The sequence below is a fragment of the Bradyrhizobium huanghuaihaiense genome (genome assembly GCF_007830635.1).
Classification (GTDB): Bacteria; Pseudomonadota; Alphaproteobacteria; order Rhizobiales; family Xanthobacteraceae; genus Bradyrhizobium; species Bradyrhizobium huanghuaihaiense.
Genome location: NZ_VLLA01000001.1, coordinates 379,779 through 406,498 on the forward strand (window position 1 = coordinate 379,779; position 26,720 = coordinate 406,498).

Here is a 26,720-nt window from a genome sequence, read left to right on the forward strand (position 1 = left end):
CTCAGCGTCGCGTCATTTCATGCCGCGCCGCGTCCGGGACACGAAACCACCTATGCAGGAGGCGTGCCGTTGAGCCCAAGCACGTGACCGGCAAGATATAGCGAGCCGGTGATCAGGATGCGCGGTGGCACCTCGTAGGCAAGCTTCGACAGGGCGCGCAGCGCGGCCTCGATGCCGGGCGCGATCTCGACGCGCATGCCGAGGCTGCGCGTCGCATCCGCGAGACGGTCGGCCGGCATCGCATTCTCGGTGTCGGGGATCGGCACCGCGATGATGTGGCGGGTGAGGCCGGCGAAATTGGCGAGAAAGCCTCGCGCATCCTTGTTGGCCATCATGCCCGCGATCACCACCAGCGGCCGCGACACCCGCTCTTCGAGATCGCCGAGCGCGGCCGCCGCGACGCGGCCGCCCTCGGCATTATGGCCGCCGTCGAGCCAGATCTCCGAGCCCTGCGGCCCCCACGAAAGCAGCTCGCCCGAAGTGAGGCGCTGCATCCGCGCCGGCCATTCGGCACCGACGACGCCGGCCTCGAAGGCTGCCTGGTTGACCTTGAAGGTCGGAATCGCGCGCAGCGTCGCGATCGCAAGGCCGGCATTGTCGAACTGGTGGCGGCCGAACAGGCGCGGCGCGGCGAGATCCATCAGGCCGCGGTCGTCGGAGTAAACCAGCCGTCCATGCTCGACATTGACGTGCCAGCTTTCGTTCGCGGCAAACAGCGGCGCGCGCATGCGCTTGGCCTGCGCCTCGATCACGGCCATCGCTTCCGGCGATTGCTCGGCGCAAATCACGGGCACACCGCGCTTGATGATCGCGGCCTTTTCGCCGGCGATCGATGTGAGCGTGTCCCCTAGAAAATCCATGTGGTCCATGCTGACCGGCGTGATCACGCAGGCCGCCGGCGTGTCGACCACATTGGTCGAATCGAGCCGGCCGCCAAGGCCGACTTCGAGCAGCACGACGTCGGCCGGGTTCTGCGCGAACAGATGAAACGCCGCCGCGGTCTTCAGCTCGAACACGGTCGCGGGCTCACCGGCATTGACGCGCTCGACCTCCTCCAGCGCGGCGCGCAACTCGTCGTCGCTGACCAGCACGCCGCCACCGACGCGGCCAAGGCGAAAACATTCGTTGATGCGGACGAGATACGGCGAGGTGTAGGTATGGACGCGCAGGCCTGCCGCCTCCAGCGTCGCGCGCAGATAGGCGACCGTCGAGCCCTTGCCGTTGGTGCCGGCGATGTGGATCACCGGCGGCAGCTTGCGTTCGGGGTGGCCGAGCCGCTCGAGCAGGCGGTGCATCCGCTCGAGGCCGAGATCGATGCGCTTCTGATGCAGGGCCGACAGCCGCCCGATCACTTCGCCGAGCGGTGTCTTTGCACTGTCAGAGGAGGCGTTCACGCGTGCGGCGCGGCCGGCGCCGTCTCGGCGGCCGATACGATCTGCGCCGGGCTCGTCACCGGCTGCGCCGGCTTCGATGCACCTTCCTGCGCCGGCGCCTTGGTCAGCAGGCGGCAGAGCCGCGCCAGGGTCGGGCGCAGATCATGGCGATGCACGACCATGTCGACCATGCCGTGTTCCTTCAGGTACTCGGCGCGCTGGAAACCTTCAGGCAGCTTCTCGCGGATCGTCTGCTCGATCACGCGCGCGCCGGCAAAACCGATCAGCGCGCCGGGCTCGGCGATCTGCACGTCGCCCAGCATGGCGTAGGAGGCGGTGACGCCGCCGGTGGTCGGGTTGGTCAGCACGACGATGTAGGGCAGCTTTGCCTCGCGCAGCATCTGCACCGCGACGGTGGTGCGCGGCATCTGCATCAGCGACAAGATGCCTTCCTGCATGCGCGCGCCGCCGGATGCGGCGAACACGATGAAGGGCGACTTCTTCTCGACCGCGAGCTCCAGCCCGCGAACGATGGCTTCGCCCGCGGCCATGCCGAGCGAGCCGCCCATGAAATCGAAATCCTGCACGGCGACGACGACGGCGGCGCCTTCGAGCTTGCCGTAGCCGACCTTGATCGCGTCGTTCAGGTTGGTGCGCGCCCGCGCATCCTTGATGCGGTCGACGTATTTCTTCTCGTCGCGGAACTTGAGCGGATCGGGCGAGACCTCGGGCAGCGCGACGTCGTACCAGGTCTCGTTGTCAAAGATCGACTTCAGACGCGCCACCGAGTTCATGCGCATGTGGTAGTTTGAGCCGGGGATGACGAACTGGTTGGCCTCGACGTCCTTGTAGAACACGAGCTGTCCGGAATCCGGGCACTTGATCCAAAGATTCTCCGGCGTCTCCCGCCGCAGCATGTTGCGGATCTTCGGCCGGACCACATTGGTAAGCCAGTTCATGGTTTGCTCCGATGTGCGATCCCGCTGGGAATCGCCTGAAGGAATATATGGCGGCCGGGCCCCTGCCCGGCAAGCCGCCGTGTCGCCCGCCCCGGAAGCGGAATTATGGCCTATTCCGCCGCCTGTTTCGCACCTTTGACGCCCTGGGCCAGGGCCGCCGTCAGCTCCGCCACGGCGTTAACGGTTTTGGCGGTCGCACGCCCCTCGGCATCGAGGCTGTTCTTGAGCGCATCCACCAGCGCGGTGCCGACCACCGAACCATCGGCCTTCTCGGCAATGGCACGCGCCGCCTCCGGCGTGCGGATGCCAAAACCAACGCAGATCGGCAGCTTGGTATGCCGCTTGATGCGCGCGACAGCTTCGCCAACGGCATTGGCGTCCGCCGCAGCTGCACCGGTGATGCCGGCGATAGAGACGTAATAGACAAAGCCTGATGTGTTCGCGAGCACCGCGGGCAGGCGCTTGTCGTCGGTGGTCGGGGTCGCCAAGCGAATGAAGTTCAGGCCCGCCTTCAGCGCGGGAATGCAGAGCTCGTCGTCTTCCTCCGGCGGCAAATCGACGATGATCAGGCCGTCAACGCCTGATGTCTTGGCATCAGCCAAAAATTTGTCGACGCCGTAAATGTAGATCGGATTGTAATAGCCCATCAGCACCAGCGGCGTGACGTTGTCGTCCTTGCGGAAGTCGCGCACCAGTTCCAGCGTCTTCCTCAAGGTCATGCCGATCTTGAGCGCGCGCAGACCTGCAGCCTGAATCGAGGGACCATCCGCCATCGGATCGGTGAAGGGAATGCCGAGTTCGATGACGTCGGCGCCTGCCTTGGGCAGCGCCTTGACGATCTCGAGCGAAGTCGTGAGATCGGGATCGCCGGCCATCACATAGGTGACGAAGGCCGAGCGACCCTGCGTCTTCAGCTCGGCAAAACGGGTGTCGATACGCGTGGTCACTTCTTGCCCCTCAGGATGTCGCCGACCTGCGGGACGTCCTTGTCGCCGCGGCCGGAGAGATTGACGACCATCAGGTGGTCTTTCGGCCGCTTCGGTGCGAGCTCCATCACCTTGGCGATGGCATGCGCCGGTTCGAGCGCGGGGATGATGCCTTCGAGCCTCGACAGCAGCTGGAACGCGGCGAGCGCCTCGTCGTCGGTCGCGGAGAGATAATTGACGCGGCCGACCTCGTGCAGCCAGGAATGCTCGGGGCCGATGCCGGGATAGTCGAGGCCGGCGGAGATCGAATGCGCGTCCTGGATCTGGCCGTCGGCATCCATCAAGAGATAAGTGCGGTTGCCGTGGAGCACGCCGGGACGGCCGCCCGCGATCGACGCCGCGTGCAGCTGCGTGAGCCCGTGGCCAGCCGCTTCGACGCCGAAGATCTCGACGGAGGAATCGTCGAGGAACGGATGGAACAGGCCCATCGCGTTCGAGCCGCCGCCGATGCAGGCGACCAGCGAGTCCGGCAGGCGGCCTTCGATCTCCTGCATCTGCGCCTTGGTCTCGTTGCCGATGATCGACTGGAAGTCGCGCACCAGCGTCGGATAGGGATGCGGTCCCGCCACCGTGCCGATGCAATAGAACGTGTTGTGCACGTTGGTGACCCAGTCGCGCAGCGCCTCGTTCATCGCGTCCTTCAGCGTGCGTGTCCCGGACTGCACCGGGACCACCGTTGCGCCCAGCATCTCCATGCGGATGACGTTGGGCTGCTGCCGCTCGACGTCGACGGCGCCCATATAGACCACGCATTCCAGGCCGAAGCGCGCGCACAGCGTCGCGGTGGCGACGCCATGCTGGCCCGCGCCGGTCTCGGCGATGATGCGCTTCTTGCCCATGCGCCGCGCCAGCATGATTTGGCCGAGCACGTTGTTCACCTTGTGCGAGCCGGTGTGGTTGAGCTCTTCGCGCTTGAGGTAGATTTTCGCGCCGCCGAGATGCTCGGTGAGTCGCTCGGCGAAATAGAGCGGCGAGGGCCGGCCGACATAGTTCTTGAGATAGCCGTCCATCTCGCCCTGGAAGGCCGGATCGGCCTTGGCCGCGGTGTACGCCTTCTCCAGATCGAGGATCAGCGGCATCAAGGTTTCGGCGACGAAGCGTCCGCCGAAGATACCGAAATGACCGCGCTCGTCGGGACCGCTGCGATAGGAATTGGGTTTGGCGATGTTCATCGAACGCTCAACTCTTGACTTGCATCTTGGGTAGCGCGCGCGGCGCGAATGAAGGCCTTGATCATCTCGGGGTCCTTGACGCCGGGAGCGCTCTCGACACCCGAGGACACGTCGACGCCGCCGGCGCCGGTGACGCGAAGGGCTTCCGCGACGTTGTCGGCGTGCAGCCCGCCCGAGACCATGTAGGGCAGTTTCAGATCGAGATTTTCCAGCAGGTGCCAGTCGAAGGGCGCGCCCAGGCCACCGGGACGGGTCGCGTCTTTCGGCGCACGGGCATCGAACAGGATGCGGTCGGCGACCGCGGCATAGCCGGGCAGCACGGCAAGATCGGCTGCTGTTGCGACCGGCACGGCCTTCATCACCGGGCGGCCGTACTTCTGCTTGATGTCGCGCAGCCGGGCGACGCTCTCCTTGCCGTGGAGCTGGAAAATATCCGGCGAGAGTGCGTCCATGATGTTGTCGAGCGTGGCGTCGTCGGCATCGACGGTGAGCGCCACTTTCAGCGCGCGCTGCTTCACCTGCCGGCCAAGGTCCCGGCCAAGCTCCAACGACAGATGCCGCGGTGACGGCGGAAAGAACACGAACCCCACCATGTCGGCGCCCGCATCGAGCGCCGTTTGAAGCGTCTCGCGCGTGGACAGGCCGCAGATTTTGACGAGCAGGGACATGATCTCGAAGCGGGTAGCGGCCGCTGGGTGCGGCCGGAAAACGGGGTTTTCGGTCGGGGCCGCTTCTACAACGTCGCGCGCTGCTTGTCTCGCCCGATGGACCCGTAAAGGCCGACCCCGGAGGGAACGGGAAGCCGCTGCGCCTCGGGTCTTGCCGTGGTCACCTGGGCCCGCAGATCGGCCAGTTCGCCCCGCGCAGCCCGGGCATCGGCCTCGTGCCGGCGCGCGGCCCGCCGCCAGTGCCGCTGCGCGAGCCAGACCGCACAGCCGCCCGCCACGACGCCCAGCGCCGCCACCAGGATCAGGAGCAGGAAAAGCGGCATTGTGGCCGAGAATGAGGGGTCGTCGGAGACGAAGGGATCGAAGGAGACCGTGACGAAATGCCGGTTGGCCACCGCAAAGGTCACCAGGATCAGGGCCAGCGGAATCACGATCAGCGCGGTCAGGAACTTTCGCATCTCGCTTCGCTCGCCTTGAATCAAGCTGCCGGCCGCGTCTTGTGCGGCCGCGAAAAACCCTGGCGCCGGCCTCAGTCCGCCGCGCCGGGATCCGGATGGTCGCGGTTCAGCCGCTCGCGCATTTCCTTGCCCGTCTTGAAGAACGGAACGCTCTTCTGGTCGACGGGCACATGGGCGCCAGTGCGTGGATTGCGCCCGGCGCGCGCCGGGCGATGCTTGACCGAGAAGGCACCGAAGCCGCGCAGCTCGACGCGATCACCGCGTGCGAGGGCCGCTACGATCTCTTCGAGAATCGCATTCACAATGTTCTCGACATCCCGCTGGTACAGATGCGGGTTGTGCTCGGCGATACGCTGAACAAGTTCGGATTTGATCATCGAGAGATAGGACCCGGAAGCGTGCGGATGACCATTTCCGTGAAAATACCGTGATCTGTCAAGACGCTAAATCAAGGCTGAGCGTCGTGAAAGTGCGTGACAAATGCCGAAAAAGCGGGCTGACCCGGCACTCGCAGTGCGAGAAAAACTTCAGGAACTCGCCCGCCCCAGTCAGTTCGATGCAGCCGGCTGCCACAACGCCAGCATTCCATCCATTCCGAGGCGGTCGACCGCCTGCGCGACGCCGGTTTGCCCGATTTGATGCGCGATCGAGCCCAAACCAAGCGCTTCCAGCGTCACGGCGGCCGCGGTCTTGAGGAACGGCAGATCGCCAAAGCGCGGCTGGAGCTTGTAATCGCGAACGGGAAGACCCTTCTTGACGCCCTTCTGCTCGACCAGCCAGGTCACCGCAGCCTTCTCGTCGCCGATCTGGTCGATCAGCTTGAGATCGATTGCCTGGCGTCCGGTGAAGACGCGGCCGTCAGCCACTTTTTCGAGCTGTGCGTCATCCATGCCACGCCGTTCCTTCACCAGTCCCTTGAACCAGGCGTAGGAGTCCTTCACCAGCGCATCGAGTGCCGCGCGCGCTTCGGGACTTGTCGGCTCGTATCCGTTGGGCGCAGCCTTCAGCGGCGAGGATTTCACCTCTTCGACCTTGACGCCGATGGTCTTCAAGAGCTCGGTGACGTTGGGATATTGGAACAGCACGCCGATCGAGCCGACCAGCGAGCTCTGCTGGGCGATGATGTGATCGCTCGCGATCGCCGTGATGTAGCCGCCGGAGGCGGCGAGACCTTCGACCACGACGACGAGCGGCTTCTTCGCCTTCAGCCGCACGAGCGAGTCATAGAGCTGCTCGGAGCCGGCGGTGGTGCCGCCCGGCGAGTTGATGTGAACGATGACGGCGGCGGCCTGCGAATTCTCCAGCCGCTCCAGCGCTTGCGTGCGATCGGAATCGCTGCGGATCAGTCCCTCGATCTGGACCCGCGCGATCGAGCCGGCGGATGCGAACGTGCCGCGCGCACCGGGTGTGGCGATCAGCGCAAAGCTCGCAATCGCCGCGATCGCGATCAGCGCCGCCACGACGCGCCAGAACGTCAGCTTCCGGCGGATCCTGCGGCGATCGACGATGATGTCCGAATCGAGCGACATCGGAATATCTCCAAATGAAAGGCCAGAGGCGTTGTGCCGTCACAACGTAAGCATTGGCTTGTCTGGATACATCAATTGCGGCGCAATTTGAAGAAATGAAGGCTTGCGGCGGCTTGGGCGGGAGGCCGCCACATATTCAGATGTCGTCCCCGCGAAGGCGGGGACCCATACCCCCAGGGAGAAATTGTCGCGCGAGTTGGCAACCACGAGTCTTCGCCAAACTGGATCCTGTGGTTATGGGTCCCGGGCTCGCGCTTCGCGCGCCCCGGGACGACAGTTGAGTATGCCGCAACAAAAAGCCCCGGCTTGCGCCGGGGCTTCGATTGCCAGCGAAACGGAAGTTTCGCTTACTTGTTGTCGCGGTTCTTGAGCGCGGTGCCGAGGATGTCGCCCAGCGTCGCACCCGAATCCGAGGAGCCGTACTGCGCGATGGCTTCCTTTTCCTCGGCGACTTCGAGCGCCTTGATCGACACCTGGACCTTGCGGGCCTTCTTGTCGAACTGGATCACGCGGGCATCGACCTTCTCGCCGACGGCGAAGCGTTCGGCGCGCTGGTCGTTGCGGTCACGGGCGAGCTCCGAGCGCTTGATGAAGGTGGTGAAGTCGGTACCGGCGATCTTCACCTCGATACCGCTCTCCTTCACCTCGAGCACTTCGCAGGTCACGACCGCGCCCTTCTTGACATCGCCCGGCTCGGCGAAGGGGTCGCCTTCGAGCTGCTTGATGCCGAGCGAGATGCGCTCCTTCTCGACGTCCACATCGAGCACCACGGCCTTCACCATGTCGCCCTTCTTGTAGTTGTCGATCACCTGCTCGCCCGGAAGCTTCCAGTCGAGGTCAGAGAGGTGGACCATGCCGTCGACGTCGCCCTCGAGACCCAGGAACAGACCGAACTCGGTCTTGTTCTTGACCTCGCCCTCGACCACCGAACCGGTCGGGTGACCTTCGACGAAGACCTCCCAGGGGTTGCGCATGGTCTGCTTGAGGCCGAGCGAGATGCGGCGCTTGACGGAATCGACTTCCAGCACCTGCACGTCGACTTCCTGCGAGGTCGACACGATCTTGCCGGGGTGCATGTTCTTCTTGGTCCACGACATCTCGGAGACGTGGATCAGGCCTTCGATGCCCGGCTCGAGCTCGACGAACGCACCGTAGTCGGTGATGTTGGTGACGCGGCCGGTGAAGCGGGCACCCAGCGGGTACTTGGCTTCGATGCCCTGCCACGGATCGTCCAGCAGCTGCTTCATGCCCAGCGAGATGCGGTGCGTCTCGTGGTTGATCTTGATGATCTTGACCTTCACGGTCTGGCCGATCGAGAGCACCTCGGTCGGATGGTTGACGCGGCGCCACGCGATGTCGGTGACGTGCAACAGGCCGTCGATGCCGCCGAGGTCAACGAACGCACCGTAATCGGTGATGTTCTTGACCACGCCGTCGATCACCTGACCCTCTTCGAGGTTCTGCACCAGCTCCTGACGCTGCTCGGCGCGGGTCTCTTCGAGAACCGTGCGGCGGGACACGACGATGTTGCCGCGGCGGCGGTCCATCTTGAGAATCTGGAACGGCTGCGAGTTGTTCATCAGCGGCGCAACGTCGCGGATCGGACGGATGTCGACCTGCGAGCGCGGCAGGAAGGCCACGGCACCGTCGAGGTCGACAGTGAAGCCGCCCTTGACCTGGTTGAAGATGACGCCGTTGACCTTTTCGTTGTTCTGGAACGCCTTCTCGAGCTTGCCCCAGCTCTCTTCGCGGCGCGCCTTGTCGCGCGACAGCACGGCTTCGCCGAGCGCGTTCTCGATGCGATCGAGGAACACTTCCACCTCGTCGCCGACCTTGATCTCGCTGTCACGGCCGGGGCCGGAAAATTCGCGAAGGGCAACGCGGCCCTCGGTCTTCAGGCCGACGTCGATGACGGCCATGTCCTTTTCAATTGCAACCACCTTGCCCTTGACGACGGAGCTTTCCTGCAGGTTGCCACCTGCGAAGGACTCGTCGAGCATCGCGGCGAAATCGTCACGCGACGGGCTATAGGTATCAGCAGAAGTCGAAGCCATTTGTTCTCCAGTTGCGGAAGTCTTGCCGGCCGTTGGGTTCATGGGCGCATCGCACACGCAGTGTCGGAAGGTCCGCAAAACCTTCGAGCGACCGCTCGCTGCTCCGGCCTGAAGGCGGAACAGCGGAAGCGGGCCGGCTGAGGCCCGCGCGTTCGATACGTGAAAATCTTGTGTCCGGAGCCTGGATCGCGCCGGCCCCAAAACAGGGACCGGAAGTATCGACCTCAAAGAGCGGGAGCGGGCGCTTCCTCCAATGACGGCTGCGGCTTAACCCCGCGACCGGCCCGCTCGGACGGCCTCGATAATGTCGATGGCGGCCCGGACGCCGCCTTCTATATCCAGTTGGGAGTTATCTAGCAAGTAAGCATCCGGGGCCGGTTTCAAAGGCGCAATCGGCCGGTTCTTGTCGCGTTCGTCGCGCCGGATGATGTCGGCGAGCACGGCCGCCTCGTCGGCCTCCTCGCCCCTGGCCTTGGCCTCCATGGTGCGGCGGCGGGCGCGGACCCTGGGGTCGGCGACGACGAAGATCTTCACGTCGGCATGAGGACAGATCACGGTTCCAATATCCCGGCCGTCGAGCACGGCACCGGGCGGATCGGCGGCGAATTGCCGCTGGAAATTGACCAGGACCTCACGAACCCTGGGGATCGCCGAGACGATCGAGGCGCCCTCGCCGGCCTCCTGGGTCTTCAGGGCGGGATTGCCGAACTTTTCGGGATCGAGCTCCAGGGCGGCCTGCACCGCAGCCGCCTCGTCCCGAAGATCATGACCGGACTGCATCAGGGCATAGGCGACGGCGCGATAGATCACGCCGGTATCGAGATGACGATAGCCGTAATGGTGGGCGAGACGCTTGCCGAGCGTCCCCTTGCCCGAGGCCGCGGGCCCGTCGATGGCGATAATCATGAAAACTCGGCCCCTAGCGAACGCATCATCGGAATGAAATCCGGGAAACTGGTGGCGATGAAGGCGGTGTCGTCGACGGTCACCGGATGATCGGAGGCGGAGCCCATCACCAGCGCCGACATCGCGATGCGATGGTCCATATGGGTGGCGACGGTGCCGCCGCCGGGGACATGGCCGCGGCCCTCGACGATCAGATCGTCGCCGGACACCTCGACCTTCACGCCATTGACGCGGAGCATGGCGGCGGTCGCCTCCAGGCGATCGGATTCCTTGACGCGCAGCTCCTGCAGGCCGCGCATGATGGTCGTGCCTTCGGCGAAGGAGGCCGCCACCGCCAGCACCAGATATTCGTCGATCATCGAGGGCGCGCGCTCCGGCGGCACCTCGACGCCGCGCAGTTTTGACGCGCGCACGCGCAAGCGCGCCATCGGCTCGCCGGCATCGCCGCGCACTCCACTCTCCTCGATGAAGCCGCCCATTTCGCGCAGCGTCGTGAACAGGCCCGTGCGCAGCGGATTGGTCATGACGTCGGACAGCACGATGTCGGAGCCTTCGACGATCAGCGCAGCGACGATCGGGAAGGCGGCCGACGAGGGGTCAGCGGGCACGACGACATTGGCGCCATGCAGCTCGGGCTGGCCGACCAGCGTGATGCGACGGCCGTGCTGGCCTTCCTGCACCGAGGTGATGTCGGCGCCAAAATGCTTCAGCATCAGCTCGGTGTGGTCGCGGCTGGCCTCGCTCTCGACGACAGTGGTCGTGCCCGGCGCGGCGAGGCCCGCCAGCAGCACGGCCGATTTGATCTGGGCCGAGGCGACGGGCGTCTTGTAGGTGATCGGCAGCGGATCGCGCGCGCCCTGGAGGGTCAGCGGCAGACGTCCGCCCTCGCTGCCGGCGACGACCTTCGCGCCCATCTTTTCGAGCGGATCGAGGATCCGGCGCATGGGGCGGCTGCGCAGCGAGGTGTCGCCATCGAACACCGCCGAGATCGGGCAGCCGGCGACGGCGCCCATAACCAGCCGGCAGCCGGTGCCGGAGTTGCCGAAATCCAGCGGCGCCTTGGGCTGGGCGAAGCCTCCGACGCCCACGCCATTGACCCTCCACGCAAAATCCCCGGTGCGCTCGACCCTGGCGCCCAGTGCCTGCATCGACTTGGCGGTATTGAGGACGTCCTCGCCCTCCAGCAGGCCCGAAATCCTGGTCTCGCCGACCGCGAGCGCGCCCAGGATGAGGGCGCGATGGGAAATCGACTTGTCCCCGGGCACCCGTACTTTCCCGGTCAGGGGGCCGCTGGCGCGAGACTGGAGCGGTCTCGGTTGGTCGGAATGGGTCAAGATTGTGTCCTTGGATAGGCCCTTGGATGCATCCTTTGGGCTGGCGCGCAGGTACCACATGGTCTGAGCCCCGTCACGGGCATGTCTTTCTCCCGTAATGCGCTATTGACAGCGGGCCGCCAACTAGCCAAGTGAAGCACCGCTTTTCAGACATTCCCAGGATTCCTGCCGTGGCCAAGTCCGAACTCGGAACCAAACGTATTTGCCCGACCACGGGCAAGAAGTTCTACGACCTCAACAAGAATCCGGTGATCTCGCCCTATACCGGCGAAGTCGTGCCGATCGCGCCGATCGCTCCCGCTCGCGTCCCCCGCGGCGCCGAAGCCCGGCACGCCGCGGCAGCGGATACCGCGCCGGAGCCGGCAGAGGTCGAAGAGGTCTCGCTCGAGGAGGCCGACGCCGAGGAGAACACCGGCAAGGTCAAGGCTGCCGTGCCCGAATCGGAGGACGATATCGAGGTCGACGAGACCCTCGATGACGACGATGACGACGATTCGACCTTCATTGCCGACGAGGAAGAGGGTGATGAGGACGTGACCGACATCATTGGTGATGTCGGAGGTGATGAAGAGACTTGAGATCAGTCCTGATCTGTGAAAAAGGGTGCACCGCGCGAGTCACCAGGCTCGCCGGTCTGTGGGGGATCCTCCGGGATCGTCCCATTTAAGGACTAAGGGGCCATAGCTCAGCTGGGAGAGCGCTTGCATGGCATGCAAGAGGTCGGCGGTTCGATCCCGCCTGGCTCCACCAGCCTTCGCTCGCTTCGCGAGCTTCGGCTGGGCAAGCCTAGGGAAGTCCCTCGTAGCGAAGTGAGCGAAGGCTGTCCCGCCATAGCCCGAAGGGCGACGGCGGACTCTATCCACGATCGTGGACAAGGCCCCGGACTGGTTCCAACCTGCTATCCTGCCCTCTGGGGAGGAAGCAGAATGAAATACGTCTATATCCTCGAAAGCCTCGACTCCGAGCACTTCTACGTCGGCATCACCGACGATCTACGAGCACGTCTGGCGAAGCATAATGCCGGCGAGGTGCCGCACACCTCGAAATACGGGCCTTGGCGAATTCGGACCTATTTTGCGTTTGATGACGCCGCACGCGCCGTCGCATTCGAGCGATATCTGAAATCTGGCTCTGGCCGCGCGTTCGCGAAAAAGCATTTCTGACCGCGCGCCCGGGAAGCCTACTCCCCGATCACCGCATTCAGCCGGTCGCGCAGCGCGACGATCTCGTCCTTCATCGCCACCAGCTCCGATACCGAGCAGTCCGACGCTGCCAGGATCGACTGCGGCACGCTGCGCGCTTTCTCCTTCAGCGCATGGCCCTGCGACGTCAGCGCGATCAGGACCTGGCGCTCGTCCTCGCGCGAGCGAGTGCGCTTGACCAGATGGGCAGCCTCGAGGCGCTTCAGCAGCGGCGTCAACGTGCCCGAATCCAGGAACAGCTTTTCGCCGATCTCCTTGACCGGCACGTCGTCGCGCTCCCACAGCACCAGCATCACCAGATATTGCGGATAGGTCAGGCCGAGCCGGTCGAGCAGCGGCTTGTAGACGCGGTTGAAGGCGTGCGCGGCGGAATAGACCGCGAAGCAGATCTGGTTGTCGAGCCGCTGTGGGTCGAGGGTCGATAGTTTCCGGGCCATGGAGAATCTCACGCGTTTCTCCCATTCTGGGGCCGGCCGGGGGCATATTCAATTGCGAACAATTAAATGTGAGGCATGCCGAATTAGATTGCGCGCAATCTAATTGTCGGCGATAAAGATCGCACCCCAACCCGGAAAGACCCGAGGAGACGAAAATGTCCGTGAACGTCCTCTACAAGACCAGCGCCAAGGCCACCGGCGGCCGCGACGGCCATGCTGCGACCCTCGACGGCGCGCTCGACGTCAAGCTGACCACGCCGAAGGAGCTCGGTGGCGGCGGCGGCGCCGGCAACAATCCCGAGCAGCTGTTCGCGGCCGGTTATGCCGCCTGCTTCATCGGCGCCATGAAGTTCGTGGCCTCGCAGGGCGGCCCGAAGGTTCCGGCCGACGCTTCCGTTACCTCGACCGTCGGAATCGGCCCGCGCTCGGAAGGCGGATTCGGCCTCGACATCGACCTCGCCGTCTCGCTGCCGGGCCTCGCCCGCGCGGAGGCCGAGGCGCTGGTCGCCAAGGCCCACCAGGTGTGCCCGTACTCCAATGCCACGCGCGGCAATGTCGACGTTCGCCTGACGGTCGTCTGATCGGCGGTGCGGATTGGCTGGCCCGGGATCCCCCTCGGGCCGGCCGCTTCCGATTGAATTTGCCATCCCGCGGGACAGACGCGCGGCGGCGCGCATGCGGCTCCACGCGAGGGCCCATTGCTGGCGCAAACAAACCTCGCTAGGCCTGTGATCCAACGATCGACACAGGGGAAGCGAAGGCATGACTGAAGCAGCAACGGGCGCAATGAGCGGACTGCGCGTCATCGATCTCACGCGCGTGCTCGGCGGTCCCTACTGCACCCAGATCCTCGCCGACCATGGCGCCGACGTCATCAAGGTCGAGCCGCCCGCAGGCGACGAGGTGCGCGAATGGGGCCCTCCGTTCCACGAGGAGGACGCGGCCTATTTCGTCGGCATCAACCGCAACAAGCGCTCGATCGGCCTCGACCTCGCCTCCGAGGGCGGCCGAATCGTGCTGCTGAAGATGCTGGAGACGGCCGACGTCCTGATCGAGAATTTCAAGCCGGGCACGCTGGAGAAATGGGGCATCGGCAACGATGTGCTCAGCAAGAAATTCCCGCGCCTCGTGCATTGCCGGATCTGCGGCTTCGGCGCCGACGGGCCGCGCGGCGGCAATCCAGGCTATGACGCCATCATCCAGGCCATGACCGGCATGATCGCGGCGACCGGCTCGCCCGAGAGCGGGCCGATGCGGATCGGCGTGCCGCTGGTCGACATCACCACGGGCCTTTACGCGGCGATCGGCATCCTGATGGCGCTGTCCGAGCGGCAGCGTTCGGGCAAGGGCCAGTTCCTGGAGACCACGCTGTACGAGACCGGCCTCGCCATCATGCATCCGCACACCGCGAACTATTTCATGCATGGCAAGCCGCCCTCGCTCACCGGCAACGAGCATCCGAACCTCGTGCCCTACGCGATCTTCCCGACCAAGACCGACAACATCTTCATCGGCGTCGGCAATGACGGCACCTTCCGCAAGCTCGCCAAGGAGATCGGCAAGCCCGAGCTCGGCACCGATCCGCGCTTTGCCCGCAACAAGGACCGCATCGCCAACCGCGAGGCGCTGCGCGCCGAGCTTGCCGCGGTGTTCAGCCAGCACGAGGCCGAGCCGCTGTGCAATCGCCTGCTCGCGGCCGGCCTGCCCGCAGGTCCGGTGCAGAAGATCGACCAGGCGTTGACGAACCCGCACACCATCGCGCGCGGCGATATCATCGAGAAGGACTGGTACAAGGGCGTGGCCTCGCCGATCCGGCTCGATCGCAGCAAGCCGAGCCTGCGGCGCGTGCCGCCGAAGTTCAGCCAGCACGCAGCCGAAGTGCTGGGCGAGTTCGGCTACTCCAAGTCCGAGATCGACGCGATGGTCGAAAAGGGCACCGTCTGCGGCCCCGAGCGCAAGCGCTGAGCTGAGACAGAGACCGAGCGGCAGCGCAGCTGCGCCCCCCTCTCCCGCTTGCGGGAGAGGGTCGGGGAGAGGGTGTCGCCACAACGGGACAATCCCCTAGAGGAGAAAGCCCTCACCCGCGCCTTCGGCGCGACCTCTCCCGCAAGCGGGAGAGGTTAAGGGCGCCCGGAGCCGCATCCGTTCCACCCCACGTCGCTCCGCGCGACGGCATTCTCCTTATCCGCATCATCCAATGCCGCACTGCGGCGCGCCCGTGCGCGTGCAGCGCGAACGGCTGCTTCTGGCCGCGGCGCATTCGCCTATTTGACGGCTTCCCTTTTCCAGCGCTTGCCGCTTTCGTTTCGGCCGCTTACACAGTCATGTGAACGTCATATGGCGCTGCTAGCGCAAGCGCTTCTTTAGTGACGGGCAAGGGAGGTTTTCTTGATGGCTCTTCGACATTTTGGCGCGGCGGCTGCTGTTGCACTCGCGGTTGGTCTCGGCGCCTCGCCGGCCCTGGCCGTGACCGAAATCCAGTGGTGGCATGCGATGACCGGCGCCAACAACGACGTCATCGTCAAGCTCGCCAACGACTTCAACGCGTCGCAGACCGACTACAAGGTGATCCCGACCTACAAGGGCAACTACCCCGACACGATGAACGCCGGCATCGCCGCGTTCCGCGCCGGCAACGCCCCGCACATCATGCAGGTGTTCGAAGTCGGCACCGCGACCATGATGGCCGCGACCGGCGCCGTGAAACCGGTCTACAAGCTGATGGCCGAGACCGGCGAGAAGTTCGATCCGAAGAACTACCTGCCCGCGATCACCGGCTACTACTCGACCTCGAAGGGCGAGATGCTGTCGTTCCCCTTCAACTCGTCGTCGACCGTCATGTGGGTCAACCTCGACGAGCTGAAGAAAGCCAATGTCGAGATCCCCAAGACCTGGCCTGAAGTGTTCGAGGCCGGCAAGAAGCTGAAGGCGGCCGGTCACGACACCTGCGGCTTCTCGGGCTCCTGGGTCACCTGGGTCAATCTCGAGCAGCTCTCGGCCTGGCACAACACGCCGCTCTCCAGCAAGGCCAACGGTCTCGACGGCTTCGACACCGTGCTCGAATTCAACGGCCCGCTCCAGGTCAAGCATCTCGAGAACCTGGTCGAGCTGCAGAAGACCAAGGTCTACGACTATGCCGGCCGCACCAACACCGGCGAAGGCCGCTTCACCTCCGGCGAATGCCCGATCTACCTGACCTCCTCGGCGTTCTTCGGCAACGTCAAGGCGCAGGCCAAGTTCAACTTCACCGCGGTGCCGATGCCGTATTATCCGGACGTCAAGGGCGCGCCGCAGAACTCGATCATCGGTGGCGCGTCGCTCTGGGTGATGGGCGGCAAGCCGGCCGATGACTACAAGGGCGTCGCGAAATTCCTGACCTTCCTCTCCGACACCGATCGCCAGGTCTACATCCACAAGGCCTCGGGCTACCTGCCGATCACCAAGGCGGCCTACGCCAAGGCGAAGGAAGAAGGCTTCTACAAGGATCAGCCCTATCTCGAGACCCCGCTGCTCGAGCTGACCAACAAGGAGCCGACCGAGAATTCGCGCGGCCTGCGCCTCGGCAACATGGTTCAGCTGCGTGACGTCTGGTCGGAGGAAATCGAGCAGGCGCTGGCCGGCAAGAAGACCGCCAAGCAGGCGCTCGACGCCGCCGTCGAACGCGGCAACACCATGCTGCGGCAGTTCGAAAAGACCGCCGTGAAGTAAGGCGACTGGCGGCAGGCCGGTCACCCGGCCTGCCGCTTCCGGGGCATCATGCAAAAGCAAGCCATTTTCCAGTCAAAGCTGTTGCCCTACGCGCTGGTTGCGCCGCAGCTCGCGATCGTGCTGATTTTCTTCTATTGGCCGGCGCTGCAGGCCGTGATCCAGTCCTTCCTGCTCCAGGACGCCTTCGGCCTCTCGACGAGCTTCGTCTGGTTCGACAATTACATCGAGCTGTTCAAGGACCCCGCCTATTTCGAAGCGGTCGTCCGCACCTTCTTCTTCTCGTTCGCGATCGCGATCTCGTCGCTTTCCTTTGCGCTGCTGCTCGCCGTGATGGCCGACAAGCCGCTGCGCGGCTCGATGCTCTACCGCACGCTGCTGATCTGGCCCTATGCGGTGGCGCCGCCCGTGGTCGGCGTGCTCTGGATCTTCATGCTGCATCCCTCGCTCGGCGTGATCTCGCGATACTTGCGCGCCGCCGGCATCGACTGGAATCCGCTGCTCGACGGCAACCAGGCCGCGGGCCTCATCATCCTCGCCGCCGCGTGGAAGCAGATCTCCTACAATTTCCTGTTCTTCCTCGCCGGACTGCAGGCGATCCCGAAAAGCGTGTTCGAGGCCGCCGCGATCGACGGCGCGCGCCCGATGCGCAGGTTCTGGACCGTGACCTTCCCGCTGCTGTCGCCGACCATCTTCTTCCTCTTGGTCGTCAACATCGTCTACGCCTTCTTCGACACCTTCGGCATCATCGACACCATGACCCGCGGCGGTCCCGGCACCTCGACGGTGACGCTGGTCTACAAGGTCTATTCGGACGGTCTGCTCGGCGGCAATCTCGGCAGCTCGGCGGCGCAATCGGTGGTCCTGATGATCATGGTCATCGTGCTGACGGGCATCCAGTTCCGCTTCGTCGAACGCAAGGTGACCTACTGATGGTCGAGGACGAGGGCATCAGGCGCTACGTCGCCCATTTCATTCTCTGGATCGGGATCGCGATCGTCGCGTTCCCGGTCTACATCGCGATCATCGCCTCGACCCAGGACAACGCGCTGATCGCGAACGGGCAGATGTCGCTGCTGCCGGGCGGCCATTTCTTCGAGGTCTACTACCAGACCATTTTCGTCGGCACGAGCGGCTCGACCCGCGAGCCCGTCGGCAACATGATGCTCAATTCGCTGGTGATGGCGCTGGCGATCGCGATCGGCAAGATCGCGATCTCGATCATCTCGGCCTACGCGATCGTGTATTTCCGCTTTCCGTTCCGGATGTCGATCTTCTGGATCATCTTCATCACCCTGATGCTGCCGGTCGAGGTCCGCATCTATCCGACCTACAAGATCGTCGCCGATCTGCACATGCTCGACAGCTATGCGGGCCTCGCGCTGCCGCTGATCGCCTCCGCCACCGCGACGCTGCTGTTCCGCCAGTTCTTCATGACCGTGCCGGACGAGCTGTTAGAGGCCTCGCGCATCGACGGCGCCGGCCCCCTGCGCTTCTTCTGGGATACGCTCTTGCCGCTGTCGCGCACCAACATGGCGGCGCTGTTCGTGATCCTGTTCATCCTCGGCTGGAATCAATATCTCTGGCCGCTGCTCATCACCACCCGCGACGACATGCAGACCATCCAGGTCGGCATCCGCAAGATGATCACCACCACCGACGCGCTGACCGAATGGCCGATCGTGATGGCGACCGCCGTGCTGGCCATGCTGCCGCCGGTGTTCGTCGTCGTCGCCATGCAGAAACTGTTCGTGCGCGGCCTGGTCGAGACGGAAAAGTAACAAGCGAGTTTCTATGGCTAACGTCACCCTGCGCAACGTCCGCAAGACCTACACCGGCGGCTTCGAGGCCATCAAAGGCGTCAACGTCGATGTCGCCGACGGGCAGTTCTGCGTGCTGGTCGGCCCCTCCGGCTGCGGCAAGTCCACGCTGCTGCGCATGGTCGCGGGTCTCGAGACCGTCACCGGCGGCGAGATCGACATTGGCGGGCGCGTCGTCAACCAGATCGAGCCCGCCGATCGCGACATCGCGATGGTGTTCCAGAACTACGCGCTCTATCCGCATATGAGCGTCTACAACAACATGGCTTACGGCCTGCGCAACCGCGGCATGGCCGAGGCCGAGATCAAGACCCGCGTCGAGGAAGCCGCGCGCGTGCTCGAGCTCTCCGCGATGCTGGAGCGCAAGCCGCGCCAGCTCTCCGGCGGCCAGCGCCAGCGCGTCGCCATGGGCCGCGCCATCGTGCGCCAGCCGAAGGTGTTTCTGTTCGACGAGCCGCTCTCCAACCTCGACGCAAAGCTGCGCATCGCCATGCGCGTCGAGATCCGCAAATTGCAGCGCCGGCTGAACACGACGTCGATCTACGTCACGCATGACCAGCTGGAGGCGATGACGCTCGCCGACGTCCTCGTCGTGATGAACGGCGGCCAGGTCGAGCAGGTCGGCAATCCCCTCGCAATCTACGAGAAGCCGGCAACCACTTTTGTGGCCTCCTTCATCGGCGCGCCGCCGATGAATTTGATGTCGACGCGCCCCGACGAGATCAAGTCGCAGCTGGGCGGCGCCGCTGGCGAAGCCGGCATCGTCGGCATCCGCCCGGAGGATTTTGTCATCACCGACCAGACGCCCGCCGGCGGCGTGGCCTTGCCGCTGACCGTGGAGGCCATCGAGCGCGTCGGCGCCGAGACCTTCGTCTACGGCTCCCGCGAGCAGGAAGACCAGCGCGTCGCCGCCACCCCGGGCGAGCTGCCGCCCGGCGAGATCATCGTCCGCATCCCCGGAACCGAGGCCCCCGCCATCGGCCAGAAGATCCGCGTCGCGGCGGTACGCCAAAAGCTGCATTTGTTCAGCGGTGACGGACGGAAGCGGATCGAGGCCTGACGGCTTCCCGCACCGGCCCTATCAAAAAAACGCGAAAACAACCCCATGCACAGTAGGAGGGGGTCTGTTTTCATTGGGATAAATCGCCCCGCAAATTCATCATGCCTGCCCGTCTCGGGGCCATGACGAATTGTAAGCATTTTGTGCGATGGCAAAGCGGGTGGGGGGCAAAGCGGCCCATCCACAGCCCCCGGCTACATCCTTGAACCCACAAGCGGATATGCCCATATTGCTGACCAAGGGGCGCCTTGATCGGGCCCCGAAACACCAAAGTCGCTTCGAGAGGACTTTGTAAACTATGTCTCGTGTTCCCACGTTATCCAGTCCGTTCCTTCTGGGCTTCGACGAGATCGAGCGCGTGCTCGACCGCGTCGTCAAAGGCGCCGACGGCTACCCTCCCTACAATATCGAGAGGTGTGACCGGTCGGACGGCCAGCCCGAGCGGTTGCGCATCACGCTGGCGGTCGCCGGATTCACCCGCGACCAACTCGATGTAACCATTGAGGAAAACCAGCTCGTGATCCGCGGGCGGCAGCAGGACGACAAGTCCCGGCAATACATCCATCGCGGCATCGCCGCGCGCCACTTCCAGCGCACCTTCGTGCTGGCGGAGGGGATGCTGGTGCTGGGTGCCGATCTGAAGAACGGGCTGTTGTCGGTCGATCTCGCCCGGCCTGAACCGGAGAGGATCGTTAAGACAATCGCTATCAATGAGCACGAATAATGGAACGAGTAGCGGACTCGACCGCTTAGTGTTCCAGAGGAGTCGAGACCATGAGTGAAGGTCACGTTGCGTTCGAATACGAAGCCAAGAATGTCTCTCCGGAGACGCTGGCAACCCTGGGCGAAGGCCATATCGCCTATGTGAAGCAGATCCGTTCCGAGGACGTGCCGGACCTGTTTCCCGAGGCGCCCAAGATCGCGCCGGGCCTCAAGCTCTTCGCGCTCCACGCCGCCGACGGCACGCCGATCATGCTGACCGACAGCCGCGAAGCCGCGGTCGCCAACGCCTGGAGCAACGAGCTGCAAGCGGTGAGCGTGCACTGAGCACAAGCGCGTCGAACGAATAGGGTTTCAAACGGGCATGCCTTCACGCGAAGGCGTGCCCGTTTTCATTTGAGAGGTGATGTTTTCGCGTCGCCATCGCCAGCCAATGGGAATTCGGCGATGTCCCCGCCCGCTTGCGGGGGCGGCCTTGGCTCTTGCGCGCAGGAGACCGTCATCAATCCGTGATTTGACATTTCGTTCGTATCTGTCAAATCTGACAAAATGCAGGCCAAGGCCCCTCCCCAGGACCGGATCCTCGACGCCGCGATGCGCGTGTTCCGGCGCCACGGCTTCCGCCGCTCCTCGATCGAGCAGGCGGCGGAGGAAGCCGGACTGACGCGGCAGGCGCTCTATCATCACTTCGCCTCCAAGGAGGCGCTGTTTCGCGCCGTGCTCGAGCGGCTCTACGAGCAGGGGCTCGCTGCCGAAATCGCGGCGGCGAAGGCGGCGGAAGAAGCGGGCCTCGAGCTTGCCGACATCCTGGTCGCCGAGATCGGCGCGCGAATGCAGTCGCTGCTCGCTTCGCTCAAGGACTCGCCCCATATCGAGGAGCTGTTTTCCGAGCACCTCGCGCAGGCGCGCGACCTCTACCAGAGCTATTCCAATCGTTTCGCCGACGAGATCGCAACCACGATCGCGCGGGTGTGCCGCAAGCGAAAGCTCACGCTCGAAAGCGGCGTCAGCGTGCGCGAGCTCGCGCGCTGCGTCGAGATGGCGATCCACGGCACCAAATCCGCTTTCCCTTCCATGCAGCCGATCGACGCGTTCCTGAAACAGCTCGAGACCATGCTGCGCATGCTGATCGCCGGCGCGATGGCGCCGTCCGGAAAGAAGTCCCTACGCAAAACGGGAGTTCGAGAATGACCACCACGACCATCAATGGACGGCCTCTGGTGCTACCCGACGATCCGGATGCGCTCTTGATCGACGTGATCCGCGATGGCGGCCTCACCGGCACCAAACTCGTCTGCGGCTCCGGCGTCTGCGGCGCCTGCACCGTGCTGCTCGACGGCACGCCCGTCGTGAGCTGCCTGTTGCCGGCGCAGGCGGCCGCCGACAAATCGCTGACGACCATCGAGGGCGTCGGAGCAGCCGGATTGCATCCGGTGCAGAATGCGTTCATGGCGCACGACGCCCTGCAATGCGGCTTCTGCACGCCCGGCTTTGTCGTCGAAGCCACCGCCTTCCATGACAGCTGGCGCGCGACCAAGGGCGCGGCGACACCCTCGCGCGAGGAGATCGCCGCCGCGCTATCGGGACATCTCTGCCGCTGCGGCGCCTATGAAGGCATCTATCGCGCCGTCGCCGAAGCATGCTCGGGCCGCTTCGACGGCAACGATCCCATCGCGCCGCGGCTGGAAGCCCGCGACAAGGTGACGGGACTGGCCCGCTACACAGTCGACATCCACCATGACGGCCAGCTCGAAGGCGTCATCCTGCGCGCGCACGTCGCGCATGCGAGGATCACCGGGCTTGATCTGGCGCCGGCGCGCGCCATTGCCGGTGTTGCCGCGGTCGTTCCGCTGCTCGACGATGACAACATGGTCCGCTTCGTGGGCGCACCGATTGCAGCCGTCGCGGCCAAGGATCGCCGCACCGCACTGAAGGCAATTGCCGCGATCAGCTTCAAGCCCGAGCCTTTGCCCGCAGTGATCGGGCTCGATGCAGCGCGACGCGACGATGCGCCAGTCGTGTTCGAAAAGAAGGACCGCAAGCGTGCCGGCAACGTGTCCGAGGGCGCCGGCGGCGCTCCGGTGTCGTGGAAGGGCAATGTGCGCGGGCCTTCGGCGCCGTTCTCGCAAAAAGCCAAGCAGGCCAAGAGCTGGCTTGACGAGGCGCGCCAGCAACGCAATCCGCTGCTGGTAGAGGAAACTTTCCGCGTCTCGACGCAACAGCACGCAAGCCTCGAACCACATGCCGCCGTGGCCAGGTTCGATGGCGATCAGCTCACCGTGCACATCTCGACCCAGGCCATTCACGAGAGCATGGAGAAGATCGCCAAGCGTTATGGCCTTCCGCACGACAAGGTGCGTGTGATCGCCGATCATGTCGGCGGCGGGTTCGGCTCCAAGGGCAGCGTTGGGCTGGAGACCATCGCCGCAATCGAGCTTGCGCGCGCCGCGAAGGCGCCGGTGCGTGTCGCCTTCGATCGTGAAGAGGAGCTTTCCGTCGCCGGCTATCGTCCGGCCGCCGAGCTGAAGCTGTCCTTGCTGCCTTCGGCGGAAGGCCGCCTCAAGGCGCTGTCGCTCACCGCCCATGCCGATACCGGCGCCGCCGTGAACTCGCTGATCGCCGGCCTGGCGCGGCTGATCTATCCGGCCGAAGCAAAAGAGCTCGTCGACTTCGACGTGCTCAGCAATTTGCCGCCCGGCGCGCCGTTCCGCGGCCCCGGCGGTCCGCCGATGTCGTTTGCGCTGGAGCAGGCGGTCGACGAAGCGGCGTTGCGCATGAAGGTCGATCCGATCCAGTTGCGCAAGCGCTGGGATACTGATCCCAACCGCCAGCGGCTTTACGACTGGGCTGCCGGCCTCGACGTCTGGAAAAATCGCAAGCCGGCCGCCTCGCAGACCGGCCGCTACCGGCGCGGCGTCGGCGTCGCCACCGGCTACTGGCTCTATCTCTGGCAGACCGGCTCCTCGGTCGAACTCGCGGTCAAGGGCGGCCGCATCGTCGCAAGCTGCGCGGTCCAGGATATCGGCACGGGCACGCGCAGCGTGATCGCGAACACCGTCGCGAAGGCGTTCGATCTCGAGCCGCAGGATGTGGAAGTTCGCATCGGCCGCTCCAACCTGCCGCCCGGACCGGGCTCCGGCGGCAGCCGCGTCACCGCCTCGGTGGTGCCGCCGACTTTACTCGCCATCGACAAGCTGAAAACGGAAATCAAGCGCACCGCGTCTCGCACACCTGCTCCGGGCTCGAACGCGCCGTGGCGCGAGATGATCGCGGCGTCTCCCGACATCGCCGTGTCGGCGAGACGCCAGGAGGACGGCAAGCCGCCGCCCGGCGTGAGGCCCGCGCTGCACGAGGCGGGCATCATGGGCCGGGTGTTCGGTTGGGTGCTGCGTCTGATGAACCACATGGTGGTCGGCGCCGGCGTGCCGAGCTCGGTGCAGGTGATGGAAGTCGAGGTCGATACCTGGCTCGGCCATGTTCGCGTGCTCAACGCCTATACGGGCCTTGCTATCGGCAAGCTCGCGGCGCCGACGCTGGCGCGAAGCCAAGCCGCAGGCGCGGTGATCCAGGGCATCGGCTACGCACTCTATGAGACGCGGGAGACCGATCCTCTCAGCGGTCACATCCTGAGCGGCAGCATGGAGGATTACCGCATTCCGGGGATTGCCGACATGCCGAAACTGGACGTGCATTTCGACGAGGCCGGTTTCGAGCATGTGCCGGGCGGCAGCGTCGGCATCGGCGAAGTCGCGACCGTGCCGACCTCGCCCGCGATCGCTAACGCCATTCGCGATGCGATCGGCGTGAGACTGACTGAAATTCCGTTCCGGCCCGATCGTCTGGTGGCCGCGCTGAAAGGGAGGGATGCAGCATGAGCGTCGCCGTCATGACCGCCAAGCCTGCGCCCGAATTCCGCGCCGGAGGCACCGACCTCAGCGAACGACGCCGCAGCGGCGTGTCGCAGGGAATGCTGATCGATATCTCGGGCAGCGGCAACAAGGCGATCACCTGGGACGCCGACGGAGCAGCCCAGATCGGCGCGCTGACCACCATCGCCACGATCGCGACGGACGCGCGCATCGCCGCCGCCTATCCCGGTATTGGGGCGAGCGCGCAAGGCCTCGCCACGCCACAGGTGCGCCAGGTTGCAACGCTCGGCGGCAATCTCGCGCAGCGTTCACGCTGCTGGTATTTCCGCCGGGCCGACATCGATTGCCTGAAGAAAGGCGGCAGCACCTGCCCTGCCCGGTCTGGCAATCATCTCTATGGCGTCGCCTTCGATCTTGGCCCGTGCGTCGCGCCGCATCCCTCAACCATGGCGGCGGCTCTGCTCGCCTATGATGCGACCATCGCCACGAACCGGCGTAGCGGACTCTCGATCACGGATCTGCTCGGCGATGGCTCGGTCTCGCACGCCGACCATACACTCGCCGAAGGCGAGATGATCAAGAGCATTGCGCTTCCTGCTCCGCTTGAGCGTGAGCGTGCGTCCTACAAGCGCGCGGTCAGCCGGACCTATGCGGAATGGCCGCTGGTGGAGCTCTGCGCCCGCGTTGTGATCGCCGGCGGCAAGTTCCAGCTCGTGCGTCTCGCTGCAGGCGGCGTCGCGCCCGTGCCGCTTCGCCTCACCGCGGTGGAAGTCCAGCTCAGTGGCAAGATTGCCAATGCGGCATCGATCGCAGAAGCGGCGAAAGCGGCGAGCTGGGGTGCCAAACCATTGCCGATGACGGCCTACAAGCTCGATCTTCTGCAAGGGCTGGTGCGCGACGTGCTGGAGCGGCTTTCGGACGAACTAACCACCTGAGCGACCCGCCAGCCGCACACGGATATCCGGCTTCAGCACCTTGCCGACCTTGGAGCGGGGCAGATCGTCCCAGACTTCGATCTGCTTCGGTGTCTTGACGCTGCCGATCCGCTGCTTGACGAAGGCCGCCAGCGCCGTCGCGTCGACGCTTTGGCCGGCGCGGGGCTGCACCACGGCGACGATCCGCTCCCCCCATTTCTCGTCCGCCAGCCCGATCACGGCGCAATCCTGCACCGCTTCATGCGCCCGCAGCGCGTTCTCGACCTCGATCGAGTAGACATTGAACCCGCCGGTGATGATCATGTCCTTGGCGCGATCGACGATATAGAGGTAGCCGTCGTCGTCGATGTAGCCGATGTCTCCGGTGTGGTGCCAGCCATGCGCGGAGGCCTCCGCCGTGGCCTCGGGATTTTTGTAATAGCCTTCCATCACCAGCGAGCCGCGGACCACGATCTCGCCGCGTGCGCCGGTCGGCAGCAAATTGCCGTCGCCATCCATGATGCCGGCCTGCACCAGCGGACTGATCCGCCCGGCCGAAGCGAGGCGCTCCATCGCGATCGTGCCGTCGGCATTGTAGTGCTCGCTAGGTGCCATCATCGAGATCATCATCGGCGCTTCGGTCTGGCCGAACAACTGCGCCATCGGCCCGATACGCTGGAGCGCCTCCGCAAGCCGCGCGGCCGAGATCGGCGCAGCGCCGTACCAGAAGCATTGCAACGACCCGAGCTTCGCGGAGTCGAGCTTGGGATGATCGAGCAGCATGTAGATCACGGTCGGCGGCAGGAATGTGTGCGTGACGCGGTAGCGCTCGATCAGATCGAGGAATTCGGCGATGTCGGGGTGATGCATGATCACGATGCGACCGCCGAGTGCCATGATCGGGAAACACAGCACGCCGGCCGCGTGGGTCAACGGCGCGAGCGCGAGATAGACCGGACGGCCCTTGAAGGGATAGCCCATCAGCGTCAGTGCCGTCATGGCCTCGATGTTGCGGCCCGACAGCATGACGCCCTTCGGCTTGCCGGTGGTGCCGCCGGTGCCGGGAATCATCGCGAGATCGTCGACCGTCTCGTGTTGATAATGGTCGTCGGCGAGGTCGGCGAGCCAGCTGTCGAACGAGGGCGCGAAGGGTAACTCAGCATCGAGGCAGACGAGACCGCGCAACTTCGGCAGCTCTGCACGCACCGCCTCGACCATCGGCGCGAAGCTTGAATGAAACAGCAGCAGGCTGCAGTCGAATTGGTCGAGGATGATCCGGTTTTCGGCCGCCTCGTTGCGCGGATTGATCGGGCACCAGACCGAGCCGGCGCGGGAAATGCCGAACACGCAGGCAAACGCGACCGGATCGTTGCCGGAGAGGATTGCGACCTTCTCGCCGGGCGCGATGCCCGATCGGTCGAGCCCGCGCGCGATGCGATAGCTAAGCTGCTGCACCTCGCCATAGCTGAGTTCGCGTCCATCCATGGTAAGGCACGGCGCATCGGGGCCGAGCGAGGCACCTTTGTCGAGATAGTCGATGAAGCGCATATCAAC

At 64.9% G+C, this 26,720-nt stretch carries 26 protein-coding genes and 1 tRNA gene; 14 read left to right on the plus strand and 13 right to left on the minus strand.

Going from position 1 to position 26,720, the window contains the following annotated elements:
• Positions 1-50: 50 nt before the first annotated feature.
• The 11 genes from IQ16_RS01705 to aroA form a co-directional block, all read right to left on the minus strand.
• Positions 51-1,394: a bifunctional folylpolyglutamate synthase/dihydrofolate synthase gene (locus IQ16_RS01705; RefSeq protein WP_018644158.1), complete on the minus strand. Its 1,344-nt coding sequence runs from the start codon at positions 1,392-1,394 to the stop codon at positions 51-53.
• A complete protein-coding gene (gene accD / locus IQ16_RS01710; protein ID WP_018644157.1) occupies positions 1,391-2,332 on the minus strand; it encodes an acetyl-CoA carboxylase, carboxyltransferase subunit beta in 942 nt (313 codons plus the stop codon). Before accD ends, IQ16_RS01705 begins: the two co-directional genes overlap by 4 nt.
• Before the next feature lie 110 nt (positions 2,333-2,442).
• Positions 2,443-3,279 carry a tryptophan synthase subunit alpha gene (gene trpA, locus IQ16_RS01715; protein WP_018644156.1) on the minus strand — a complete coding sequence of 279 codons (837 nt, stop codon included), beginning with the start codon at positions 3,277-3,279 and terminating at the stop codon, positions 2,443-2,445.
• The gene (trpB, locus tag IQ16_RS01720) at positions 3,276-4,490 is read right to left on the minus strand and encodes a tryptophan synthase subunit beta (protein WP_018644155.1); all 1,215 of its coding nucleotides are present in this window, start codon (positions 4,488-4,490) and stop codon (positions 3,276-3,278) included. Before trpB ends, trpA begins: the two co-directional genes overlap by 4 nt.
• Positions 4,487-5,158, minus strand: coding sequence for a phosphoribosylanthranilate isomerase (locus tag IQ16_RS01725; protein ID WP_018644154.1), 672 nt, complete (start codon positions 5,156-5,158; stop codon positions 4,487-4,489). The genes trpB and IQ16_RS01725 overlap by 4 nt, the downstream gene beginning before the upstream one ends.
• A 65-nt stretch (positions 5,159-5,223) precedes the next feature.
• Positions 5,224-5,616 (minus strand): lipopolysaccharide assembly protein LapA domain-containing protein, encoded by a 393-nt coding sequence (locus IQ16_RS01730; protein WP_018644153.1) that lies wholly within the window; start codon positions 5,614-5,616, stop codon positions 5,224-5,226.
• 71 nt (positions 5,617-5,687) lie between these two features.
• Positions 5,688-5,993, minus strand: coding sequence for an integration host factor subunit beta (locus IQ16_RS01735; RefSeq protein WP_008539997.1), 306 nt, complete (start codon positions 5,991-5,993; stop codon positions 5,688-5,690).
• A gap of 171 nt (positions 5,994-6,164) precedes the next feature.
• Positions 6,165-7,145 (minus strand): signal peptide peptidase SppA, encoded by a 981-nt coding sequence (sppA, locus tag IQ16_RS01740; RefSeq protein ID WP_018644152.1) that lies wholly within the window; start codon positions 7,143-7,145, stop codon positions 6,165-6,167.
• A 347-nt stretch (positions 7,146-7,492) separates the two neighbouring features.
• On the minus strand, positions 7,493-9,199 hold the full coding sequence (gene rpsA, locus IQ16_RS01745) for a 30S ribosomal protein S1 (protein ID WP_026312314.1): 1,707 nt from the start codon (positions 9,197-9,199) through the stop codon (positions 7,493-7,495).
• A 267-nt stretch (positions 9,200-9,466) separates the two neighbouring features.
• Entirely contained in the window at positions 9,467-10,105 is a 639-nt protein-coding gene (gene cmk / locus IQ16_RS01750) for a (d)CMP kinase (protein WP_018645075.1), read from the minus strand.
• A complete protein-coding gene (aroA, locus tag IQ16_RS01755; RefSeq protein ID WP_018645074.1) occupies positions 10,102-11,499 on the minus strand; it encodes a 3-phosphoshikimate 1-carboxyvinyltransferase in 1,398 nt (465 codons plus the stop codon). Before aroA ends, cmk begins: the two co-directional genes overlap by 4 nt.
• Positions 11,500-11,609: 110 nt before the next feature.
• On the opposite strand from aroA, the gene IQ16_RS01760 reads away from it, so the two are divergent.
• The 3 genes from IQ16_RS01760 (at position 11,610) to IQ16_RS44990 (ending at position 12,602) form a co-directional block, all read left to right on the plus strand.
• A complete protein-coding gene (locus tag IQ16_RS01760) occupies positions 11,610-12,017 on the plus strand; it encodes a TIGR02300 family protein (protein ID WP_018645073.1) in 408 nt (135 codons plus the stop codon).
• A gap of 96 nt (positions 12,018-12,113) precedes the next feature.
• Positions 12,114-12,189: transfer RNA gene (locus IQ16_RS01765), tRNA-Ala, on the plus strand.
• Between the two features lie 176 nt (positions 12,190-12,365).
• Positions 12,366-12,602, plus strand: coding sequence for a GIY-YIG nuclease family protein (locus IQ16_RS44990; RefSeq protein WP_018645072.1), 237 nt, complete (start codon positions 12,366-12,368; stop codon positions 12,600-12,602).
• Between the two features lie 17 nt (positions 12,603-12,619).
• Here IQ16_RS44990 and IQ16_RS01775 read toward each other — a convergent pair whose 3' ends face one another.
• A complete protein-coding gene (locus IQ16_RS01775; RefSeq protein WP_026312312.1) occupies positions 12,620-13,078 on the minus strand; it encodes a MarR family winged helix-turn-helix transcriptional regulator in 459 nt (152 codons plus the stop codon).
• A 155-nt stretch (positions 13,079-13,233) separates the two neighbouring features.
• On the opposite strand from IQ16_RS01775, the gene IQ16_RS01780 reads away from it, so the two are divergent.
• The 11 genes from IQ16_RS01780 to IQ16_RS01830 all read left to right on the plus strand — a co-directional run bounded on the left by IQ16_RS01780 (position 13,234) and on the right by IQ16_RS01830 (position 25,187).
• The gene (locus tag IQ16_RS01780) at positions 13,234-13,659 is read left to right on the plus strand and encodes an organic hydroperoxide resistance protein (protein WP_018645071.1); all 426 of its coding nucleotides are present in this window, start codon (positions 13,234-13,236) and stop codon (positions 13,657-13,659) included.
• Positions 13,660-13,840: 181 nt separating this feature from the next.
• Complete coding sequence (locus tag IQ16_RS01785; RefSeq protein WP_018645070.1) at positions 13,841-15,043, plus strand: CaiB/BaiF CoA transferase family protein; 1,203 nt, start codon at positions 13,841-13,843, stop codon at positions 15,041-15,043.
• 426 nt (positions 15,044-15,469) lie between these two features.
• Complete coding sequence (ugpB, locus tag IQ16_RS01790; protein ID WP_018645069.1) at positions 15,470-16,786, plus strand: sn-glycerol-3-phosphate ABC transporter substrate-binding protein UgpB; 1,317 nt, start codon at positions 15,470-15,472, stop codon at positions 16,784-16,786.
• Between the two features lie 48 nt (positions 16,787-16,834).
• Positions 16,835-17,716, plus strand: a complete 882-nt coding sequence (ugpA, locus tag IQ16_RS01795; protein ID WP_018645068.1) for a sn-glycerol-3-phosphate ABC transporter permease UgpA — start codon at positions 16,835-16,837, stop codon at positions 17,714-17,716.
• Positions 17,716-18,564, plus strand: coding sequence for a sn-glycerol-3-phosphate ABC transporter permease UgpE (gene ugpE / locus IQ16_RS01800; protein ID WP_018645067.1), 849 nt, complete (start codon positions 17,716-17,718; stop codon positions 18,562-18,564). The genes ugpA and ugpE overlap by 1 nt, the downstream gene beginning before the upstream one ends.
• A 13-nt stretch (positions 18,565-18,577) precedes the next feature.
• Positions 18,578-19,663: a sn-glycerol-3-phosphate import ATP-binding protein UgpC gene (locus IQ16_RS01805; RefSeq protein WP_018645066.1), complete on the plus strand. Its 1,086-nt coding sequence runs from the start codon at positions 18,578-18,580 to the stop codon at positions 19,661-19,663.
• Positions 19,664-19,961: 298 nt separating this feature from the next.
• Positions 19,962-20,387 carry an Hsp20 family protein gene (locus IQ16_RS01810; RefSeq protein ID WP_018645065.1) on the plus strand — a complete coding sequence of 142 codons (426 nt, stop codon included), beginning with the start codon at positions 19,962-19,964 and terminating at the stop codon, positions 20,385-20,387.
• A gap of 50 nt (positions 20,388-20,437) precedes the next feature.
• Positions 20,438-20,710 carry a BQ00720 family protein gene (locus tag IQ16_RS01815; RefSeq protein WP_018645064.1) on the plus strand — a complete coding sequence of 91 codons (273 nt, stop codon included), beginning with the start codon at positions 20,438-20,440 and terminating at the stop codon, positions 20,708-20,710.
• A gap of 222 nt (positions 20,711-20,932) precedes the next feature.
• The gene (locus IQ16_RS01820) at positions 20,933-21,574 is read left to right on the plus strand and encodes a TetR/AcrR family transcriptional regulator (RefSeq protein ID WP_018645063.1); all 642 of its coding nucleotides are present in this window, start codon (positions 20,933-20,935) and stop codon (positions 21,572-21,574) included.
• Positions 21,571-24,258, plus strand: coding sequence for a molybdopterin-dependent oxidoreductase (locus IQ16_RS01825; RefSeq protein WP_018645062.1), 2,688 nt, complete (start codon positions 21,571-21,573; stop codon positions 24,256-24,258). The genes IQ16_RS01820 and IQ16_RS01825 overlap by 4 nt, the downstream gene beginning before the upstream one ends.
• A complete protein-coding gene (locus IQ16_RS01830; protein ID WP_018645061.1) occupies positions 24,255-25,187 on the plus strand; it encodes an FAD binding domain-containing protein in 933 nt (310 codons plus the stop codon). The genes IQ16_RS01825 and IQ16_RS01830 overlap by 4 nt, the downstream gene beginning before the upstream one ends.
• Here the strand turns inward: IQ16_RS01830 and IQ16_RS01835 are convergent.
• Positions 25,176-26,714: an acyl-CoA synthetase gene (locus IQ16_RS01835; protein WP_018645060.1), complete on the minus strand. Its 1,539-nt coding sequence runs from the start codon at positions 26,712-26,714 to the stop codon at positions 25,176-25,178. The two genes, IQ16_RS01830 and IQ16_RS01835, sit on opposite strands and share 12 nt — an antisense overlap.
• Positions 26,715-26,720: the final 6 nt, after the last annotated feature.

Bases quoted from the DNA above. Each gene is read 5' to 3' on its own strand.
- ugpB (WP_018645069.1), top strand. From the start codon at position 15,470: ATGGCTCTTCGACATTTTGGCGCGGCGGCTGCTGTTGCACTCGCGGTT.
- IQ16_RS01820 (WP_018645063.1), top strand. From the start codon at position 20,933: ATGCAGGCCAAGGCCCCTCCCCAGGACCGGATCCTCGACGCCGCGATG.
- ugpE (WP_018645067.1), top strand. From the start codon at position 17,716: ATGGTCGAGGACGAGGGCATCAGGCGCTACGTCGCCCATTTCATTCTC.
- IQ16_RS01815 (WP_018645064.1), top strand. From the start codon at position 20,438: ATGAGTGAAGGTCACGTTGCGTTCGAATACGAAGCCAAGAATGTCTCT.
- IQ16_RS01725 (WP_018644154.1), bottom strand. From the start codon at position 5,158: ATGTCCCTGCTCGTCAAAATCTGCGGCCTGTCCACGCGCGAGACGCTT.
- IQ16_RS01810 (WP_018645065.1), top strand. From the start codon at position 19,962: ATGTCTCGTGTTCCCACGTTATCCAGTCCGTTCCTTCTGGGCTTCGAC.
- IQ16_RS01825 (WP_018645062.1), top strand. From the start codon at position 21,571: ATGACCACCACGACCATCAATGGACGGCCTCTGGTGCTACCCGACGAT.
- rpsA (WP_026312314.1), bottom strand. From the start codon at position 9,199: ATGGCTTCGACTTCTGCTGATACCTATAGCCCGTCGCGTGACGATTTC.
- ugpA (WP_018645068.1), top strand. From the start codon at position 16,835: ATGCAAAAGCAAGCCATTTTCCAGTCAAAGCTGTTGCCCTACGCGCTG.
- IQ16_RS01735 (WP_008539997.1), bottom strand. From the start codon at position 5,993: ATGATCAAATCCGAACTTGTTCAGCGTATCGCCGAGCACAACCCGCAT.
- accD (WP_018644157.1), bottom strand. From the start codon at position 2,332: ATGAACTGGCTTACCAATGTGGTCCGGCCGAAGATCCGCAACATGCTG.
- sppA (WP_018644152.1), bottom strand. From the start codon at position 7,145: ATGTCGCTCGATTCGGACATCATCGTCGATCGCCGCAGGATCCGCCGG.
- IQ16_RS01830 (WP_018645061.1), top strand. From the start codon at position 24,255: ATGAGCGTCGCCGTCATGACCGCCAAGCCTGCGCCCGAATTCCGCGCC.
- aroA (WP_018645074.1), bottom strand. From the start codon at position 11,499: ATGTGGTACCTGCGCGCCAGCCCAAAGGATGCATCCAAGGGCCTATCC.
- IQ16_RS01775 (WP_026312312.1), bottom strand. From the start codon at position 13,078: ATGGCCCGGAAACTATCGACCCTCGACCCACAGCGGCTCGACAACCAG.
- trpB (WP_018644155.1), bottom strand. From the start codon at position 4,490: ATGAACATCGCCAAACCCAATTCCTATCGCAGCGGTCCCGACGAGCGC.
- IQ16_RS44990 (WP_018645072.1), top strand. From the start codon at position 12,366: ATGAAATACGTCTATATCCTCGAAAGCCTCGACTCCGAGCACTTCTAC.
- IQ16_RS01780 (WP_018645071.1), top strand. From the start codon at position 13,234: ATGTCCGTGAACGTCCTCTACAAGACCAGCGCCAAGGCCACCGGCGGC.
- IQ16_RS01785 (WP_018645070.1), top strand. From the start codon at position 13,841: ATGACTGAAGCAGCAACGGGCGCAATGAGCGGACTGCGCGTCATCGAT.
- IQ16_RS01805 (WP_018645066.1), top strand. From the start codon at position 18,578: ATGGCTAACGTCACCCTGCGCAACGTCCGCAAGACCTACACCGGCGGC.
- IQ16_RS01730 (WP_018644153.1), bottom strand. From the start codon at position 5,616: ATGCGAAAGTTCCTGACCGCGCTGATCGTGATTCCGCTGGCCCTGATC.
- IQ16_RS01835 (WP_018645060.1), bottom strand. From the start codon at position 26,714: ATGCGCTTCATCGACTATCTCGACAAAGGTGCCTCGCTCGGCCCCGAT.
- cmk (WP_018645075.1), bottom strand. From the start codon at position 10,105: ATGATTATCGCCATCGACGGGCCCGCGGCCTCGGGCAAGGGGACGCTC.